The 19,739-nt window shown below is 72.6% G+C and carries 11 protein-coding genes; 8 read left to right on the top strand and 3 right to left on the bottom strand.

Annotated features, from left to right (window positions below; translation table 11 throughout):
* Window positions 1-100: 100 nt before the first annotated feature.
* From mrdA to ACH4ZX_RS33905, 4 genes are all read left to right on the top strand, one after another.
* Window positions 101-2,350: a penicillin-binding protein 2 gene (gene mrdA, locus ACH4ZX_RS33920; protein WP_398281388.1), complete on the top strand. Its 2,250-nt coding sequence runs from the start codon at window positions 101-103 to the stop codon at window positions 2,348-2,350.
* Window positions 2,347-3,546: a rod shape-determining protein RodA gene (gene rodA, locus ACH4ZX_RS33915; protein WP_398281385.1), complete on the top strand. Its 1,200-nt coding sequence runs from the start codon at window positions 2,347-2,349 to the stop codon at window positions 3,544-3,546. Before mrdA ends, rodA begins: the two co-directional genes overlap by 4 nt.
* Window positions 3,547-3,728: 182 nt before the next feature.
* Complete coding sequence (locus ACH4ZX_RS33910; RefSeq protein ID WP_398281382.1) at window positions 3,729-5,243, top strand: CHAD domain-containing protein; 1,515 nt, start codon at window positions 3,729-3,731, stop codon at window positions 5,241-5,243.
* A gap of 94 nt (window positions 5,244-5,337) precedes the next feature.
* Window positions 5,338-7,311, top strand: coding sequence for a TIGR03960 family B12-binding radical SAM protein (locus tag ACH4ZX_RS33905; RefSeq protein ID WP_398281379.1), 1,974 nt, complete (start codon window positions 5,338-5,340; stop codon window positions 7,309-7,311).
* 96 nt (window positions 7,312-7,407) lie between these two features.
* Here the strand turns inward: ACH4ZX_RS33905 and ACH4ZX_RS33900 are convergent, their stop codons facing one another.
* Complete coding sequence (locus ACH4ZX_RS33900; RefSeq protein ID WP_398281376.1) at window positions 7,408-8,403, bottom strand: hypothetical protein; 996 nt, start codon at window positions 8,401-8,403, stop codon at window positions 7,408-7,410.
* 216 nt (window positions 8,404-8,619) lie between these two features.
* Entirely contained in the window at window positions 8,620-10,299 is a 1,680-nt protein-coding gene (locus tag ACH4ZX_RS33895; protein WP_398281373.1) for a SpoIIE family protein phosphatase, read from the bottom strand.
* 437 nt (window positions 10,300-10,736) lie between these two features.
* On the opposite strand from ACH4ZX_RS33895, the gene ACH4ZX_RS33890 reads away from it, so the two are divergent.
* The gene (locus ACH4ZX_RS33890) at window positions 10,737-12,554 is read left to right on the top strand and encodes a restriction endonuclease (protein WP_398281370.1); all 1,818 of its coding nucleotides are present in this window, start codon (window positions 10,737-10,739) and stop codon (window positions 12,552-12,554) included.
* Window positions 12,555-12,604: 50 nt separating this feature from the next.
* On the opposite strand, the gene ACH4ZX_RS33885 is transcribed toward ACH4ZX_RS33890, so the two are convergent.
* On the bottom strand, window positions 12,605-12,973 hold the full coding sequence (locus tag ACH4ZX_RS33885) for a hypothetical protein (protein ID WP_398281367.1): 369 nt from the start codon (window positions 12,971-12,973) through the stop codon (window positions 12,605-12,607).
* A 134-nt stretch (window positions 12,974-13,107) separates the two neighbouring features.
* Here ACH4ZX_RS33885 and ACH4ZX_RS33880 point away from each other — a divergent pair, with 134 nt between their 5' ends.
* The 3 genes from ACH4ZX_RS33880 (at window position 13,108) to ACH4ZX_RS33870 (ending at window position 19,592) form a co-directional block, all read left to right on the top strand.
* Complete coding sequence (locus ACH4ZX_RS33880) at window positions 13,108-14,307, top strand: hypothetical protein (RefSeq protein WP_398281364.1); 1,200 nt, start codon at window positions 13,108-13,110, stop codon at window positions 14,305-14,307.
* A 48-nt stretch (window positions 14,308-14,355) separates the two neighbouring features.
* Window positions 14,356-15,120 carry a TIGR03936 family radical SAM-associated protein gene (locus ACH4ZX_RS33875; RefSeq protein ID WP_398281361.1) on the top strand — a complete coding sequence of 255 codons (765 nt, stop codon included), beginning with the start codon at window positions 14,356-14,358 and terminating at the stop codon, window positions 15,118-15,120.
* A gap of 272 nt (window positions 15,121-15,392) precedes the next feature.
* Complete coding sequence (locus ACH4ZX_RS33870) at window positions 15,393-19,592, top strand: ribonuclease E/G (RefSeq protein WP_398281358.1); 4,200 nt, start codon at window positions 15,393-15,395, stop codon at window positions 19,590-19,592.
* The last annotated feature ends 147 nt before the right edge of the window (window positions 19,593-19,739 follow it).

The raw sequence follows: 19,739 nt of genomic DNA, 5'->3' as shown, positions 1-19,739 counted from the left end.
TCGTATCTCACTCGTACACGCACGGAGAGGGGGAGACAGCCACCATGACGAATGCCCACCCGTCTCCCACCACCACCCTTCTGACGAATGGGCTTCGCCCATGACCAACATCCCGGAGACCGGACGGACCCCACGCGTCCAGATCCGTCTCGTCGTCATCCAGATCCTCGTCCTCTCCCTGCTCGGCACCCTCGGCGGCCGCCTGTGGTACCTGCAGATCCGCGAGGGCGCCGAGTACGCCAAGAAGGCCTCCGGCAACCACGTCCAGCAGGTCGTCCAGCCCGCGGTGCGCGGCTCGATCCTGGACGCGCGCGGCGTGCCGCTCGCCGACAACGAGACCCGCCTGGTGGTCTCCGCCTCCCGCACCGACCTGCTGAAGATGAAGGACGACGGCAAGGCCGTCCTCACCAAGCTGGCCGGCGTCCTCGGCATGGACCCCAAGGAGGTCATGCTGAAGGTGCGGCTGTGTGACGCCAAGACGCCGCAGCCGTGCTGGAACGGCTCGCCGTACCAGCCGATCCCCATCACCGACGAGGCCACGGCCCGGCAGGCCCTGCAGATCCGCGAACGCGCCGAGGACTTCCCCGGCATCACCGCCGAACCCGAGGCCGTCCGCCGCTACGCGAGCCCCGGCAAGTCCAACACCGCGCAGGTCCTCGGCTACCTCTCGCCGGTCACCGACGAGGAGATCCAGCAGGCCCAGGACACCGACTCGCCCTACCTGCGCTCCGACCAGGTCGGCCGCTCCGGCCTGGAGCGCCAGTACGACAAGGTGCTGCGCGGCAAGGCCGGCGTCACCCGCTACGAGGTCGACAACCTCGGCCGCGTCATCGGCAAGGCCGAGGCGGACGCCGCCCAGCCCGGCTCCAACCTGGTCACCAGCATCGACGCCCGCGTCCAGCGCGTCGCCGAGTACGAGCTGGACCGCGCCATGAAGGTCGCCCGCCAGCAGTTCGACAAGATCACCGGCACCAACTACAAGGCCGACTCCGGCGCCGTCGTCGTGATGGAGGCCAAGACCGGCCGCGTCGTCGCCATGGCGTCCGCGCCGACGTACGACCCCAACGTGTGGGTCGGCGGCATCTCCGCCAAGGACTACAAGAAGCTCACCGGCAAGAACTCCGACTACCCGCTGATCAACAGGGCCATACAGGGTCAGTCCGCGCCCGGTTCGACGTTCAAGGTGGTCTCCACGGCCGCCGCGGTCGAGGCCGGCTACGAGTGGGACGGCGGCTACCCCTGCACCAGCTCCTACTCCGTCGGCGGCCAGGTCTTCAAGAACTTCGAGGGCGAGAACTTCGGCCCCATCTCGCTCGGCCGCGCCCTCGAGGTCTCCTGCGACACGGTCTTCTACGGCCTCGCCCACAACGAGTGGAAGAAGGACGGCGGCATCAACCCCAAGAAGGGCCAGGCCAAGGACTACTTCTTCAAGGCCGCCCACCAGTTCGGCCTCGGCAAGGAGACCGGCGTCGACCTGCCCAACGAGGTCACCGGCCGCGTCCCGGACCGCAAGTGGAAGCAGGCCTTCTGGGAGGCCAACAAGGGCTACTGGTGCAAGACCGGCAAGAAGGACGGTTCCTACGTCGAGCGGATCGCCTACGAGAACTGCCTCGAAGGCAACAAGATGCGCGCCGGTGACGAGATCAACTACTCCATCGGACAGGGCGACACCCTCGTCACGCCGATCCAGGAGGCCGTGATCTACGGCGCCCTCGCCAACGGCGGCACCATGTACCAGCCGACCATCGGCAAGGCGGTCATCAGCGCGGACGGCAGGACCGTACAGGAGATCAAGCCCAAGGCCCAGGGCAAGCTGCCGATCAGCAAGGCCACGATCAAGGGCATGGACGCCGCCCTCGCGGGCGTCATCACCCGCGGTACCGCCGCCTGGAAGTTCGGCGGCTGGCCGCAGAACCAGATCGAACTGCACGCCAAGACCGGCACCGCCGAGGTCTACGGCAAGCAGACCACCTCCTGGCTCGCCACGTACTCCAAGGACTACACGGTCGTCATGACCATCGCCCAGGCCGGTACGGGTTCCGGCGCCTCCGGTGAGGCCGTGCGCAACATCTACAGCGCGCTGTACGGCGTCCAGTCCGACGGCTCGATCGACAAGAAGAAGGCGCTGCTGCCCACCCCGCAGAAGGCCCTGCCGAAGATCAAGACCGACGGCGCGATCGCCTCCCCGAAGATCTCCAAGGACCCGGTCGAGGACCTCCAGGCGACCGACGAGGGCGCGACCCCGCCGGACGAGAACCAGCCCGGCGCGACCACGGCGTCGCCCACGACGACCAACCGCGACACCCGCAGGCGGCCACGCAGGAAGGGAAGCCGGAGGATGCCGACATGACCGGAGCCAACACCTTCTCCGTCTCCGGATACGGTCCCGAACGCGCGGGCCTGGCCCGCGTCTTCGCCCGCGACTCCGTCACCCGCCGCCTGGACTGGCCGATACTGCTGGCGGCCCTCGCGCTGTCCGCGATCGGCTCCGTCCTCGTCTACTCGGCGACCCGCAACCGCAACGAGATCAACCAGGGCGACCCGTACTACTTCCTGCTCCGGCACCTGATGAACACCGGCATCGGACTCGCCCTGATGATCGGCACCGTCTGGCTCGGCCACCGCGTCCTGCGCACGGTCGTGCCCGTCCTCTACGGCGCCTCGGTCCTCCTCATCCTGCTGGTGCTCACCCCGCTCGGCTCCACCGTCAACGGCGCCCACTCCTGGATCGTCCTCGGCGGCGGATTCTCGCTCCAGCCCTCGGAGTTCGTGAAGATCACGATCATCCTGGGCATGGCGATGCTGCTGGCGGCCCAGGTCGACGCGGGCGACCGGCAGTACCCCGACCACCGCACCGTCCTGCAGTCCCTGGGCCTGGCGTCCGTACCGATACTGATCGTGCTGCTCATGCCCGACCTCGGCTCGGTCATGGTCATGGTGATCATCATCCTCGGCGTGCTGCTCGCCTCCGGCGCCTCCAACCGCTGGGTGTTCGGCCTGATCACGGCAGGCGCCGTCGGCGCGATCGCCGTCTGGCAGCTGCACATCCTGGACGACTACCAGATCAACCGCTTCGCCGCCTTCGCCAACCCCGACCTCGACCCGGCGGGCGTCGGCTACAACACCAACCAGGCCCGCATCGCGATCGGCTCCGGCGGACTGACCGGCGCCGGCCTCTTCCACGGCTCGCAGACCACCGGCCAGTTCGTGCCCGAGCAGCAGACGGACTTCGTCTTCACCGTCGCGGGGGAGGAACTCGGCTTCGTCGGCGCGGGCCTGATAATCGTTCTGCTGGGCGTGGTGCTGTGGCGCGCCTGCCGCATCGCCCGCGACTCGACCGAGCTGTACGGCACGGTGGTCGCCGCCGGCGTCGTCGCCTGGTTCGCCTTCCAGTCCTTCGAGAACATCGGCATGACCCTCGGCATCATGCCGGTGACCGGCCTGCCGCTGCCGTTCGTGTCCTACGGCGGCTCGTCGATGTTCGCGGTGTGGGTGGCGGTCGGACTGCTCCAGTCGATCAAGGTGCAGCGACCCATGTCGGCGTGAGCGCTGCGCTGGGGGTGCCTGAGCGGTGCGCTGGACGTGCCGCGCCAGGCCGATCGTCTGCCGCGCCGTCGTGGCCGGTCGCGCGGTTCCCCGCGCCCCTTCGGGGCGCTGCCCCCGGGCCGGTGGACGATCGTGCCCCAAGGACCCTGCCGCCCGGCGTGATGTCCCAGTAGATTCGGGGCATGGCGGACACAAAGCGCGAGATCGAGCGGAAGTACGAATCCGACGACAGCGGCCTGCCCGACCTCACCGGCGTCGCCGGGGTCGCGGCCGTCATCGACAAGGGTGTCGCGCATCTGGACGCCACCTACTACGACACCGCCGACGAGCGCCTCGCCGCGGCCTCCATCACCCTGCGCCGCCGCACCGGCGGCTCCGACGCGGGCTGGCACCTGAAACTCCCGGTCGCCCCCGGCGTCCGGGACGAGATCAGGGCCCCGCTCAGCGACACCGTCCCGCCCGGCCACCTCGGGCTCGTCCGCTCCCGCACCCGCGACGCCGAACTGATCCCGGTGGTCCGGCTGCGCTCCGACCGCGACGTGCGCGACCTCGTCGACGCCGAGGGACGCGTGCTCGCCGAGGCGAGCGTCGACGCCGTGCACGCCGAACGCCTCACCGGCGACGGCGGCGCCGCCCAGTGGACCGAGATCGAGGTGGAACTCGCCGACGGCGGCGACCCCGCCTTCCTCGACCAGATCGAGAAGCGGCTGCGCGGCGCCGGCGTACGACCGTCGGAGTCCCCGTCGAAGCTGGCCCGCGCGCTGGCGGAGACCGCCCCGCGCGGCGGCAGGAAGCGGCGCGCCAAGCAGCGTCCCGTCAAGGCCCCGCGGACCGCCGGCGACCACGTCCTGGCCTACCTCCGGGCCCAGCGGGAGGCCGTCCTCGCCCTCGACCCGGCCGTACGGCTCGACACGTACGACTCCGTGCACCGCATGCGCGTCGCCACCCGCCGGATGCGCAGCGTCTTCCGCTCCTACGACAAGGTCCTCGACCGCGCCGTCACCGACCCCGTCGGCGAGGAACTGAAGTGGCTCGCCGGCGAACTCGGCGTCGACCGCGACCACGAAGTGCTCACCGACCGCCTCACCGCCGCCCTGGACGAACTGCCCGCCACCCTCGTGTCGGGCCCCGTCCGCGCCCGCGTACGCCGCTGGGCGAAGGCCCGGCGCGGCGGGTCGCGCCGGCGCCTGATCGCCGTACTGGACGGACCGCGCTACCTCGCCCTCCTCGGCTCCCTCGACGCGCTGCTCGACCACCCGCCGCTCCTCCCGGCGGCCTCCGGCAAGCCGTCCAAGGTGATCGCCAAGGCGGTGCGCAAGGACTTCGGCAGGGTCGCGGCGCTCGTCGAGCAGGCGATCGAGCTCCCGCCCGGCCAGGACCGCGACCTCGCCCTGCACGAGGCCCGCAAGAAGGCCAAGCGCACCCGGTACGCGGCGGAGGCCGCCGTGGCCGCCCTGGGCGACCCGGCGTCCGCCCTGGCCAGGTCCATGAAGACCCTGCAGGGCCTGCTCGGCGACCACCAGGACAGCGTCATGGCCCGCCAGGCCCTGCGCGAGCTGGCCGCGGTGGCGCACGCGGCCGGGGAGAACACGTTCACCTACGGCGTCCTCTACGGCCGCGAGGAGCACCGAGCGGCGACGGCCGAGACGCGACTGCCCGGACTGTGGACGCCGATGCGGCAGGCGACGGACATCTGAACGTACGGCGGGCCTCCGGACGTACGGGGAAGGGCGGCGGCCGCGTTAGGCTAGATGGTCACCCCTGCCAGTCCATCCCACGAAGGTTCGCGAGATGTCTGCCGAAGTCGCTGCGGCCGCCGAGTCCGTGTTCCCGCAGCTCGAAGCTCTGCTCCCGCATGTGCAGAAGCCGATCCAGTACGTCGGCGGAGAGCTCAACTCCACGGTCAAGCCGTGGGAGTCCTGTGACGTCCGCTGGGCGCTGATGTACCCGGACGCCTACGAGGTCGGGCTGCCCAACCAGGGCGTCATGATCCTCTACGAGGTCCTGAACGAACAGGACGGCGTCCTCGCCGAGCGCACCTACAGCGTGTGGCCGGACCTGGAAGCGCTGATGCGGGAGCACGGCGTCCCGCAGTTCACGGTGGACAGCCACCGCCCGGTGAAGGCGTTCGACGTGTTCGGCCTGTCCTTCTCCACCGAGCTCGGCTACACGAACATGCTGACCGCACTGGACCTGGCGGGCATCCCGCTGGAGTCCAAGGACCGCACCCTCGACGACCCGATCGTGCTTGCCGGCGGCCACGCCGCGTTCAACCCCGAGCCGATCGCGGACTTCATCGACGCGGCGGTCATCGGGGACGGCGAGCAGGCCGTGCTCGACATGACGCGGATCATCAGGCAGTGGAAGGCGGAGGGCCGCCCCGGCGGCCGCGAGGAGGTCCTGCTCCGCCTGGCGAAGACCGGAGGGGTGTACATCCCGGCCTTCTACGACGTCGAGTACCTTCCCGACGGCCGGATCGCCCGGGTGGTCCCCAACCGGTCGGGCGTTCCGTGGCGCGTGTCCAAGCACACGGTCATGGACCTCGACGAATGGCCGTACCCCAAGCAGCCCCTGGTCCCGCTCGCCGAGACCGTCCACGAGCGCATGTCGGTGGAGATCTTCCGCGGCTGCACGCGCGGCTGCCGCTTCTGCCAGGCGGGCATGATCACCCGCCCGGTGCGCGAGCGCTCGATCACCGGCATCGGCGAGATGGTCGACAAGGGCCTGAAGGCGACGGGCTTCGAGGAGGTCGGACTCCTCTCCCTCTCCTCCGCGGACCACTCGGAGATCGGCGACATCGCCAAGGGCCTGGCGGACCGCTACGAGGAAGACAAGATCGGCCTCTCCCTCCCCTCCACCCGCGTGGACGCCTTCAACATCGACCTGGCGAACGAACTCACCCGCAACGGCCGCCGCTCCGGCCTCACCTTCGCCCCCGAGGGCGGCTCGGAACGCATCCGCAGGGTCATCAACAAGATGGTCTCGGAGGACGACCTGATCCGCACCGTCGCCACCGCCTACGGCAACGGCTGGCGCCAGGTGAAGCTGTACTTCATGTGCGGCCTGCCGACGGAGACCGACGACGACGTCCTGCAGATCGCCGACATGGCGACCCGGGTCATCGCCAAGGGTCGCGAGGTCTCCGGCTCCAACGACATCCGTTGCACGGTCTCGATCGGCGGCTTCGTCCCCAAGCCCCACACCCCCTTCCAGTGGGCGCCCCAGCTCTCCGCCGAGGAGACCGACGCCCGCCTGGCCAAGCTCCGGGACAAGATCCGCGGCGACAAGAAGTACGGCCGCTCGATCGGCTTCCGCTACCACGACGGCAAGCCCGGCATCGTCGAGGGCCTGCTCTCCCGCGGCGACCGCCGCATCGGCGCCGTCATCCGCGCGGTCTACGACGACGGCGGCCGCTTCGACGGCTGGCGCGAGCACTTCTCCTACGACCGCTGGATGAGCTGCGCCGACAAGGCGCTGGCCCCCTTCGGCGTGGACGTCGACTGGTACACCACCCGCGAGCGCACCTACGAGGAGGTCCTCCCCTGGGACCACCTGGACTCCGGCCTGGACAAGGACTGGCTCTGGGAGGACTGGCAGGACGCCCTCGACGAGACAGAGGTCGAGGACTGCCGCTGGACCCCCTGCTTCGACTGCGGCGTGTGCCCGCAGCTCGACACCCACATCCAGATCGGCCCGACCGGCAAGAAGCTGCTCCCGCTGACGGTCAAGAACGCGGCGCCGGCGCCGGGTGGTCACGCGCACTGACCCCGCCGGGGCTTCGCTGAAGCACATGGAGAACCGCTGAGCCCCCTCCTTGCCCTGGGAGGGGGCTCAGCGCTGTCCGCACACCGGCCGAGGGGACTACTGGGTGAACAGGTCCGCCAGGTAGGTCGGTTCGGTCTCTATCTCCGCGTAGCGGCCGGTCTCCTTGGACCAGGCGACGTTCCCGGCGGTGAGCGCGTGGAAGTCCCTGACGCAGCGCAGTGCGTCGCCGACGACGTCGTCGGCGAGGCCGGCCTGCGTCAGCCGCTCCGGCAGGACCTGTTCGAGGTCGAGGATGCGCTGGACGTATCCGGCCTGCATCACGGCCACTCGGTCCACCGCCTCCTGGAGGCTGCACCCGTGGTGATGACGGATCACCGTGACGGCGTTGAACGCGTAGTCGTGCGCGAGTTCTTTGCGCAGCGAGTAGAGGTCGTTGATGCAGGCGTTCGCGTAGATGACCGCCTCCCGCATGTCCGCGAAGGCCGGGTTCGCGTGCAGTCGGTCGGGCAGGTCCACGCCGGTGCCGATCTCGATCAGATCCAGGACGGCGTCGAACGCGAACGAGGCGCGGCGATGGGCGAGATACTGCTGCAGACCGGGTACGCGCCCTTCCTCACGGTGGATCATGTCGGCCCGGTAGCTGTCGAAGTACCACAACAGGTGCGGGACGAACCTCCGCTGCCACGCGGAGGAACGGACGGCCGTCGTACGGTCCCACAGGTCGGCGAGCGAACGCGTCAGCCGCCCGGCCGCGACGGTCCCGTCGAAGACGGCGAACAACGGCCCGAACGCCTCCCGCCACCGCTCGGGCTGGTAACCGCGCACCGGGTCGTCGTCGAACTGGTCGTCCAGCTGGAACAGCCATGCGTTCCACTGGGTGATGAGGGTCAGCGCCTCCGGTGCGGCGGTCGGGCACAGCCATGCGGTCAGCCGGTCCACACGAGTGCGCTGCACGTGCCGGCTCGCCTCCTCGGTGGGCACCAGGCCGAACTCGTCAAGCCACGCATCGGTGGCCGCCGTTGCCGTCGCGAGTTCCGGATTGAGCGCCGCCGGTACGGGTGTGCAGAGGTCTGGAATCCGGAAGTTGTCCATACGTCAGCTCGCTTCCCGGTGCTTCTCTGCCATTCGCGACATCCAGCGGCCTTGCCGATGCGGCAATGCCCAAGGTCTGCAAGGAGCATGACCAGGAAGTCCCGGCCACCGAGGTAAATTACCTTGCCGGTCGGCGGTGTTCGACGGCGGCCTCGCATTTCCGGCGCCCGTCGCTCTCGGCGGAGCGGCTCCGCGGGCCGGGCGGTCGGGGCCGGTTCAGCGGCGGCGGTCGGGCCGGTCCAGCCGGGCCAGGAGCACGGCGACGTCGTCGCCCAGGCCGTGGGCCTTGCGGGTGCCGGCGAGGAGGTCGTCGACCACGGTCTCCAGGTCCGCCGTGCACGCGCTCCGGAGCCCCTTGAGGAACGTCTCGGTGCCCTGGTCGATGTCCTTGTTCACGGCCTCGAGCAGGCCGTCGGTGGTCAGCGCGAGCACGCTGCCCGGAGCGATGCGCAGGCGGGTGGTCGGGTACTGCTGCTCCCGGTCGATTCCCAGCGGGAGGCCGCCGGGCACCTTCAGGAGGCGCGGCCGCTTGCGGGGTGTGACCAGCGCCGGTGCCGGGTGACCGGCCCGGCACACCTGGAGCGTTCCCTTGGAGGGGTCGAGCGCCAGGTAGCAGCAGGTGGCGAACAGGGCCCGGTCCGGGTCGGTGTTCAGTTCGGCCAGCAGGCGGTTGGTGCGTTCCAGGACGGCCGCGGGCGGGTGTCCTTCGTTCGCGTAGGCGTGCACGGCGGTACGCAGCCGCCCCATGAGGGACGCGGCGTGCACGCTGTGTCCCTGCACGTCTCCTATGACCAGGGCCACGCCGCCGTCGGGCAGGCTGATGGCGTCGTACCAGTCGCCGCCGATCCACATGCCGGAGGTGGCGGCCTGGTAGCGGGCGGCGATGGTCACCCCCGGCACCGCGAGCGGGCCGCGCGGCAGCATGCCACGCTGGAGCTCGGTGGCGAGCGCGTGTTCCGACTCGTACATGCCGGCTCGCTCCAGCGACTGGGAGAGCAGTCCGATGGCGGCGACCAGCAGGGCCCGCTCCTCGGGCAGGAACTCCTGCGGCTCGGGGAAACTGACGAGGCAGGAGCTGACGCGGCCGCGTGAGTCCGTGAGCGGAAGCGCCGCCCAGGCCTGCGGGGTCGGCGGCGCGAGCGGCGCCAGGTGCGGATAGTCGGTGGTCAGTGCGTCCGCGGAGCCGACGAGGACGGGCGCCCGGCGGTTGAGCGACTCCTCCACGAGGGCGCGGGCCGTGGCGTCGAGGACCGGCGGGGAGTCCTCGCCCTGCTCGTCGTCGGTGCACGAGGCGACGACGGCCAGCCGGTTTCCCTCCGGGGCGACCACCGTCAGCGCGTCCGCTCCGAAGGTGCGCAGTCCCGCCTGTGCGGCGGCCATGATGTCCTTGACCGTCACCGCGACGGCCAGCGCCGCGGTCAGCTCCCGCATCCAGCGGTCGCGGGTGGCCCGCTCGTGGAACCGCCGCCGCTCCGCCTCGTGGCGTTCGTGCACGGCCGTGGTGTCCATGACCACGCCGACCATGCGGGCCGGCAGCCCGTCGCTCCCCGGCAGGACGCGGCCCCGGGCTTCGAGGGACCGCTGCCGGCCGTCGCCGGAGGTGACGCGGTACTCGATCTGGTAGTTGCCGCAGGACTTCGCTATCAGTGTCAGAGCGTCGCGCACTTCGACCAGATCGGACTCGTGCACAGCGGCCAGGAAGTCCGAGATGTCCGACCGGCCGTCCGTGCGCATGCCGTGCAGTGCGAGGGTGAGCGGGTCGCAACTGATCTCGCCGGTGGCGATCTCCCAGCAGAAGAAGCCCGCCTCCACCATGCTCGCGCTGGCCTGGAAGGCGCCGGGACGGGACGCGCCTCCCCGGGACGCGGCAGTACGCGCCGACTCGACGTCTTTCACTGGATCTCCCTGGCGCGGCGTGAACTACTTCCCTCTGAGGGGTCGACGGTGCTCAACCGGATGGGCCATGCCTTGCAGCGAGTGGTCTACGGGAACCAGCCGGTGAGGCGACCTGAGAGCCTACGGGACTACGACACCGTTCCCTCCTGGAGGCGAACAGGGCTCTCGCACCGCAGAGTGCGTCCGCTCTGCCGGGGAAGTCTGCCTGCCCGGCCGACTGGGCCGGATTGTGGGCATGTTAGTGACTTTCCGGATCTTGCGCCAGACATCCCGCCCGGCCGATCGGGCCGGCCGGCGAACGGAGGGCGGCGACGAGATCGGGGGCATCGGCTCCGGGGCGGCGATCGCTGGATACAGTCGCATGGTTACTGCTGGTCGCCGGGGGGCGGCCGGAGTTCGGTCGGCGGTGCCGACGTCCTGGGGAGGGCCTGTAGCGGATGAGTCGTCGCTCTGCTGGTTTCGTCGGTGCCTGGGCTGAGATTCAGCGACAGCGGCAGCGCCGGGCGGAAGCCGAGGCGAGGCAGGCACGGGCCCGTCAGCGGCTGGCCGCCCAGAACCACCGGGAACAGCGGCAGGCGGAGGCCGGACGGCGTACGGAGGAACTGGAGGCCCGGACGGCCGCGTTGCAGGCGGTGCTGAGTGCGGGCTGCGGGGCGCCGGCCTTCAGGGCGTCGTCCTTGATGCGCGCGCAGGCCCTGGGGGCCGAGGCGCGTCGGCACAACGCCGGGATCCGCGAGGCGGTCGAGGGGGTCAGGCGGGGCGAACCCGACGCCGTGGTCGAGTACTTCACCGCCGCGCTCTACTCGTCGACGGCCTGGCCCGCGGAGTTCCCGCGGCAGGTCGCCGCGGCCTACGACCCGCAGGGGCGGCAACTGGTCCTGGACTGGGAGCTTCCGGGGTACGACGTCGTCCCGGAGGCGAAGTCGGTGAGGTATGTGTCCGCCACCGACCAGTACAAGGAGACGGCACGTCCGGTGAGCCAACGACGTGCGCTGTACCGGGAGGTGCTGGCGCAGAGCATGCTGCTGGTGCTGCATCAGCTGTTCGCCGCGGACGAGCACCGCGTCCTCGACTCCGTCGCGTTGAACGGCTACGTGGACGCCCGCGATCCGGCGACGGGCAGGCAGGCGCACATCTTCCTGGCGACCGTCATGGCGCCGCGGGCGGTGTTCACCGAGCTGCACTTGGAGCGGGTGGAGGCGGTGAGCTGCCTGAGCGAGGCCCTGCGGGGACAGCTCGCGACCCGGCCCGACCAGCTCACTTCCGCCGTGCGGCCGGGACGGCAGCCCCAGGACGTCGGACGGCATGCGGCCGCGGGCGGTGGTGACGAGGAACCGGACCTGTACGAGATGGATCCGCTCGCCTTCGAGTCCCTCGTGGCCGATCTCTTCCGGGCCATGGGGATGCAGGCGGTGACGACGCAGCGCTCGAACGACGGCGGTGTGGACGTCGACGCGGTGGACCCGGCGCCCATCCGCGGCGGCAAGATCGTCGTGCAGGTCAAGCGCTACCGCAACACGGTGCCTCCCACGGCGGTGCGCGACCTGTACGGCACGGTCCAGGACGTCGGCGCGAACAAGGGCGTCCTGGTGACCACGTCCGGGTTCGGGCCGGGCTCGCACACCTTCGTCCGGGGCAAGCCCCTGGAGCTCGTCTCGGGCCGGGAACTCGTCGACCTGCTGCACCGGCACGGCCTGCGGGGACGTCTGGGGGAGGGCGGCCGGCCGGCACCGGCGCGACCGGCGCCGCCCGCTCCCGCGGCCGCCGCCGACGACCACAACGTGCTGGGGCTGGCCTGGTCCGGGGACGTCGCGCTGGACGTGTGCGCGCTGGTCTGTCACGGCAACCGGGTGGTCGGCGAGGACCACTTCGTCTTCTTCAACAACCCGCAGACCCCGGACGGCTCGGTACGCGCGGTGCGGGCGGTGGCGCCGGACAAGGCGGCGATGCGGGTCTCGTTCGACGCGCTGCCGGCGGCCGCCGACCGGTTCGTGCTGGTGGCGGCCGTCGACCCGGAGGTGAACCCGCACGCCGACCTTTCCGGCTTCACCGACGCCCGCATCCGGCTGCTGGACCCGGCGATGACCGAACTGGGCCGGCTCGAGGTCTCCGACGGACGTGCCCGCGAGACCGCCCTGGTCCTCGGTTCCTTCCGGCGCAGGGCAGGCGGTGACTGGGACTTCGTGCTCGGCGGGAAGGGTTATACCGGAGGTCTGGAGGAACTCGTCCGGGACTTCGGCATCGACGTGGAGTGACGCCGGGGCCGGCGGAGCCGATGCCGCCGACGCCGTACGGGAGCCTGGCATCAGGCCCGGTGCCGGAGGCGTCTCGGTCCCGCCAGGACCGCTCCGGGGTGCGGGGTGCGGGCCGAGTTGACGGTCAGTGTGTCGTGGGCGACGTCCGTGCCGTCCCGGACGGTCACCTGGACGGCGAGGCTTTCACCGGGGGCCGGGACGCGGCCGGTGACGGTCACCTTGTGGCCGGTCACCCGGACGCGCAGGCCGGATTCGTCGGGGGCGGACGCGGTCACGGTGTGCCGGGGTCCGGCCGGCCACACGGTCGCGGTCGCCGTGAAGTCCTCTCCGGCCGTGACGTCCAACTGTGACGGGGTGAGGATCATGAAGCCCTCGGGGCGCCGTGATCCGATGCCAGGGGATGCGTGGTTGCCGGTCATGGTGTGAGCGTGCCCGGCCGGCCGGGTCGTGGGGCAGGTGCTGACGGGCCCTCGCGCGGGGCCGGTCGACCTGTCGCGGCGGGCCGGGCGGGCCGGGCTGCATCCGCGGGGCGGTTCGCCGCGTCTACGCAGGTATGGATCTGGAGAAGCCGCCGCAGCGCCGGGAGCCCGAGGGGTGCCTCGCCGTCGCGATCCGCGTTCCCGTGCGGATCGTCGTGCTCGTGCTGGTCGTGCCGGTGCGGATGGTGTGGGACGCGCTCGTGCTGGCGGGCCGGGTGCTGCGGGACACCGTGCTGCGGCCGCTCGGGCGGGCGTCGGCCTGGCTCGCCCGGGCCGTCTTCGTCTGGCCGTTCGTGGGGCTGTGGCGGTACGTCCTGGTGCCGGCCGGCAAGGCGCTGGCGTGGCTGGGGAAGGTGCTCGTCGTCGTCCCCCTCGCCTGGGCGTACGCGCGCGTGCTGACCCCCTTGTGGCACGGTCTGGTCTGGCTGGCGCGGGGGATCGGTGCCGGTCTGGTGTGGGTGTACGCGCGCCTGCTCACGCCGGTGGGACACGGTGTGGTCCGGGTGCTGCGGGGGATCGGCGCGGGTCTGGCGTGGGTGTACGCGCGCGTGCTGACGCCCGTCGGGCATGCCGTGCTGTGGGTGCTCCGGAGGGGCGGGGCCGTTCTCGCCCTGGTCGCGGCCGGGGTGTTCGCCGCCGTGGCGTGGCTCGTGCGGTACCTCCTCGTCGTACCGGCCCGGTGGGTGTACGCGTGGGTGCTCGCGCCGGCCGGGCGGGCCGTCGCCTGGTGTGCGCGGGGGCTCGTGCGGTTCGCGGGCCTGGTGGTGACCGGTGTCGGCGTCGGGCTGTACTGGCTCGCCCGGGTCCTGGTCGTCCTGCCCGCGCTCGCGCTGTGGCGCTGGGTGCTCGCGCCCGCCGGGCGGCTCCTCGTCGTCGTCGGGCGGGAGGTCCGCGACGCGCTCGGGCACGCCTGGCGGGTCGCCGGGCGGATCTCGCTCGCCGTCGGGCGGTTCCTCGGGACCCTCCTGCGGTGGATGGTCGTGGAGCCGGTGCGGTGGGTGTACCGGACGGTGCTCACCCCCGTCGGGCACGTCCTGCGGGACGTGGTGCTGCGGCCCGCCGCCGAGGCCGTGCGCGCGGTGGGGCGGGCCGCGCGGGAGGCGCTGGCCTCCGCCCGCGCGTCCGTGCGGCAGGCGCGGGCCGACTTCCGGCGGATGCTCCTCGGGGCACCGGAGAAGGAACCGGAGAAGACCGTGTCCGGGGACCGACGGGAACCTTCGGGTCGCGCGCCGCGTACTCTTGGTAGCAGTACGACCGCTCTCACGAAGGACTGAACGACACTGGGCAAGCGACAGCCCGAAGGCCCGCCGCCCGCACCCGCGGTGCAGCGCATCCGACTGCGCTACACCAAGCGCGGCCGCCTCCGGTTCACCAGCCACCGTGACTTCCAGCGCGCCTTCGAGCGTGCGCTGCGCCGCGCCGAGGTGCCCATGGCGTACTCGGCGGGGTTCACGCCGCATCCGAAGGTGTCGTACGCCAATGCCGCACCCACCGGCACGGGCAGTGAGGCGGAGTACCTGGAGATCGCCCTCACCGAGGCGCGGGATCCGGAGCTGCTCAGGGCGCTCCTCGACGAGTCGCTGCCCGCCGGGCTCGACGTCGTCGAGGCGGTGGAGGCGAGAACCTCCGGGCTGGCCGACCGGCTGACCGCTTCCGAGTGGGAGCTGCGGCTGGACGGCGTGGAGCCGGCCGAGGCGGAGCGGGCGGTCGCCGCCTTCAAGGCCGCCGAGGCCGTCGAGGTCCAGCGCATGACAAAGAACGACGTACGGACGTTCGACGCCCGCCCGGCAGTCGTGCAACTTGAAACACAAGGTGAACCGGCTGATAGGCCGACCGACCAGCCCTGTGCGATACTGCGGCTGGTGGTTCGGCACGTGACGCCTGCCGTACGACCCGACGACGTCCTGTCCGGTCTCCGCGCCGTGGCCGACCTGGCGCCGCCGGTCCCCGTAGCGGTGACCAGGCTGGCGCAGGGGCTGCTCGATGAAGAGACCGGCACGGTGACCGACCCGCTCGCGCCCGACCGCGAGGCGGCGACGGCCCTCATCTCGGCCGGTTCAGCCGCCGCCGCGAAGGCGCCGGCGTAAGGAAGGTCCCGCGAAGGACGGACGTCGTAAGCGCCGCCCTCGGACTCGGGAGCCACCTGGGTCGGGCAGCGCATCGACCACAAGACTTTCGCCAGGCCGTCCGCAAATCGGCGGACGGAACCGGCGAGACAGGACACAGAGAGCTCCCGTGTGGCGCCCGCGCCCCGGACGGCGGCACCGCGCACAGCGCGAGCCGCGGACGTCAACGGCGGTCGAGTCATCGACGCCGGACCAGGCGCGGCGCCCGGGAGCCTGACGGGAGAAACGCCCGCATGCTCGAACCGACCGAACCCACCCAGGGTTCCGAAGAACTGAACACCCCCAGCGACACCCTGCCGCCGCGTCGTCGGCGCCGTGCCGCTTCCCGGCCGGCGGGACCGCCCGCCGGGGCCGCCGAGACCGTGGCCGAGATCACCGCGCCGACCGTGACGGCCGATGACGGCGACCCGGCCGAAGAGGCCGAGACGGCCGACGAGGCTGCCGTGGCCGAGCAGACCGCAGCGGCTGAGGCGACGGCCGAAGCCGCCGAGCCGGCGCCGCCCGCCGCTCGGTCGCGTCGCCGTGCGACCCGCCGGGCCTCCGCGCCCGCCGGGTCTCCCGCCGCCGCGGAGAGCGCGGAGACCGTGCTGCCGTCGGCTCCCGCCGCGGAGAGCGCCGGGACCGCGGCTGAAACCGTCGCCGAGACCCCTGTCGTCGAGGCGCCTGCCGCTGAGGAGGCCGCGCCGGCTGCCGGTCGTACGCGTCGGCGTGCCACCCGGCGGGTGTCGGCGCCCGCCGGTGCGCCGGAGTCCGCGGAGGGCGCCGGGGCCGAGGTGGTCGTCGAGGCGCCTGCCGTCGAGGCCGTCGCCGAGACCCCTGCCGCCGAGGCCGTCGCCGAAGCGCCTGCTGCCGAGGCGCCTGCCGCTGAGGAGGCCGCGCCTGCTGCCGGTCGTACGCGTCGGCGTGCCACCCGGCGGGTGTCGGCGCCCGCCGGCGCGCCGGAGTCCGCCGAGAGCACCGTCGCCGCGGCGGAGGCCGTCGCCGAGACGCCGGCCTCCGAGGTCCAGGAGGAGGCGCCGGCCGAGGAGGCCGCTCCGCGCCGTACGCGTCGCCGCGCCACGCGCCAGGTGACCGCGCCCGCCGCCCCGGCCCCCGAGGAGGCACAGGCGCCCGCCGCCGAGGCCGTCACCGAGCCCCCTGCTGCCGAAGCACCCGCCGCCGAGGCCCCCGAGGCCGCCGAGGACGCCGCTCCCCGGCGCCGTCGCCGGGCCGTGCGCAAGGCCGCCGTCGGGTTCTCCGCGCCCGCCCCGGTGACCGCCGAGCCCGAGGAGAAGCGGCGCCCCGCGCGGCCCGCCGTCGCCGTCTTCCAGGCGCCCGTGTTCACGGAGCCGAAGTTCCAGACGCCGGAGCGCGCCGCCGCCGAAGCCGCCGCCGAGGCGGCGGAGGCCGAGGACGTCGTGGACGTCGTCACGGCCGTGGAGGCCGAGGAGCCGTCGGAGGAACAGTCCGCCGGCACGCGCCGCCGCCGTCGCCGCCGGGGTTCCGCGGCCGACGAGGAGACCGGGGCCAGGGCCGCGGAGACCGTCGCCGAGGACGAGGCGGAGGAGGCCGAGGAGTCGGCCGAGGACGTCGTCGAGGGCGAGGACGGCGAGGAGGGCGGTTCGCGCCGCCGCCGTCGCCGGGGCGGCCGTCGCCGCCGTCGTGGCGAGTTGGCCGAGGCCGGCGGGGACGAGGACGCGGACGAGTCCGAGGACCTCGCCGCCGAGCAGGCCGCCCAGGACGCCGAGGACACCGCCGAGCAGGAGGAAGAGGACGCCGAGGCGGGCCGCTCCGAGGAGGGCGGGTCCACCGTCGGCAGCCGCCGTCGCCGTCGTCGGCGTCGCCGCGCCGGTGACACGTCCGTCGACACCGAGCCCGCTGAGAACGACCCCGAGCGCACCGTCGTCAAGGTCCGCGAGCCCCGCAAGCCCGCCGAGCCGTCCGACGAGGTGCAGTCCATCAAGGGCTCGACCCGCCTGGAGGCGAAGAAGCAGCGCCGCCGGGAAGGCCGCGAGCAGGGGCGCCGCCGGGTGCCGATCATCACCGAGGCCGAGTTCCTGGCCCGCCGGGAGGCCGTCGAGCGTGTGATGGTCGTCCGCCAGCACGGCGACCGCACCCAGATCGGCGTCCTGGAGGACGGCGTGCTCGTCGAGCACTACGTCAACAAGGAGCAGTCGACCTCGTACGTCGGCAACGTCTACCTGGGCAAGGTCCAGAACGTGCTGCCGTCGATGGAGGCCGCCTTCGTCGACATCGGCAAGGGCCGCAACGCCGTCCTGTACGCCGGTGAGGTCAACTTCGAGGCGCTGGGCATGGCCAACGGGCCGCGGCGCATCGAGTCCGCCCTGAAGTCCGGGCAGTCCGTGCTCGTGCAGGTCACCAAGGACCCGATCGGGCACAAGGGCGCCCGCCTCACCAGCCAGGTCTCCCTCCCGGGCCGCTACCTCGTGTACGTGCCCGAGGGCTCGATGACCGGCATCAGCCGCAAGCTGCCCGACACCGAGCGGGCCCGGCTGAAGACCATCCTCAAGAAGATCGTCCCCGAGGACGCGGGCGTCATCGTGCGCACCGCCGCCGAGGGCGCGAGCGAGGACGAGCTGCGCCGGGACGTCGAGCGGCTGCAGGCGCAGTGGGAGGACATCCAGAAGAAGGCGAAGAACGGCAACGCCCCGACGCTGCTGTACGGCGAGCCGGACATGACCGTCCGCGTCGTCCGCGACATCTTCAACGAGGACTTCACCAAGGTCATCGTCAGCGGCGACGACGCGTGGCAGACCATCCACGGGTACGTCTCGCACGTCGCCCCGGACCTCGCCGAGCGGCTGCAGAGGTGGACGTCGGAGGTCGACGTCTTCGCCACCTACCGGATCGACGAGCAGCTCGCCAAGGCGCTCGACCGCAAGGTCTGGCTGCCCAGCGGCGGTTCGCTGGTCATCGACCGGACCGAGGCGATGGTCGTCGTCGACGTCAACACCGGTAAGTTCACCGGCCAGGGCGGCAACCTCGAGGAGACGGTCACCAGGAACAACCTGGAGGCGGCCGAGGAGATCGTGCGCCAGCTCCGGCTGCGCGACCTCGGCGGCATCATCGTCATCGACTTCATCGACATGGTGCTGGAGTCCAACCGGGACCTGGTGCTGCGCCGCCTGCTGGAGTGCCTGGGCCGGGACCGCACCAAGCACCAGGTCGCGGAGGTGACCTCGCTGGGGCTGGTGCAGATGACGCGCAAGCGCGTCGGCCAGGGCCTGCTGGAGTCCTTCTCCGAGACCTGCGTGCACTGCAACGGCCGCGGCGTCATCGTGCACATCGAGCAGCCGACCTCCGTCGGGGGCGGCGGCAAGCGCAAGAAGCGCGGACGCGGCGCCGACGGGGCCGTGCACGAGCACGAGGCCGCCGCCGTGGCCCTGGAGACCGTCGAAGCGGTCGAAGCCGTCGAGCCGGAGGCGGAGAGCGCGGCCGAGGTGGCCGCCGAGGCCGCCCAGCCGGTCGCGCTGCCCGCGCCCGAGTTCACGCCGGACGAGGAGCTGTACAGCAGCGTCGCCGAGGCGGAGGCCGCGGTCGCCCGCGGCGGCCGTACCCGGCGCCGGTCGAGCCGGCGGGCGTCCGCCCCGGCGGGTGCGCCCCGCCGCGAGGAGGCCAGGGCCGAGGAGCCGAGGGCGGAGCGGGCCCCGGCTGCCGCGGCCGCCGCGCCCACGGCGCAGGACGTCACCGCCGCCGAGGAGGCCGGGCGTCCGGTGCAGCCGGAGGCGGCCGCCCAGGCGCTGGCCGAACCGGCCGCCGTCGAGGACGTGGTCGTCGAGACCCCGGCAGAAGCCCAGGCAGAGGCCCCGGCGGAGGCCGCCGAGGTCCCGGCGCAGGCCGTCGAGGCCCCGGCAGAGGTCCCGGCGCAGGCCGTCGAGGCCCCGGCGGAGGCCCCGGCGGAGGCCGTCGAGGAGGCCGCTCCCAAGGGCCGTACGCGCCGTCGTGCCACCCGCAGGGTGTCCGCGCCGGCCGGGTCGCCCGCGGGGGCCGAGGCCGCCGTGGTGACGGTCGCCGAGACCGCGCCGGCCCCTGAGCCGCAGCCGGCCGAGGAGGCCCCGGCGCCGCAGGCCGAGGCGCCCGCCGAGGCCGCCGCCCCGGCCCGTCCGCGCCGCCGCGCGGTGCGCAAGGAGACCGCGCCCACCGCGCCCGTGGAGGCGGCCGTCGTGGTCGTCCCGGCGGCCACGGAGGGCCCGGCCGGCGAGGAGGAGCCCGCCGCGGAGGCGGCTCCGGCCAAGAAGACGGCCCGCGCGACGGCCAAGAAGGCGACGGCCAAGAAGGCCGCCACCAAGAAGACCGTCGCCAAGAAGACGGCGGCGAAGAAGACGGCCGCCAAGAAGACGACGGCCAAGAAGGCGGCGAAGACCGCCAAGACGGCCGCCGCGAAGTCGACGGCGAAGAAGACCGCGGTCCCGGCCGCCGCCGACGAGGAGTGACCCGCGAGGTGTGGGGGCGGGGCGGGGGGGCGGCCCCCCCCCCCCGGGGGCCCCCCCCCGCCCCCCCCCCGCGGCCGCGGCCCCGAAACGTGGGCGGCGGGGGGGGGGCGGGGCCAGGGGGGGGCCCAAACCCCCAAAAACCATCAG

The sequence above is a fragment of the Streptomyces sp. NPDC020490 genome (genome assembly GCF_044335305.1).
Taxonomy (GTDB): Bacteria; Actinomycetota; Actinomycetes; order Streptomycetales; family Streptomycetaceae; genus Streptomyces.
This window is presented reverse-complemented; position numbering and strand designations above follow the sequence as displayed.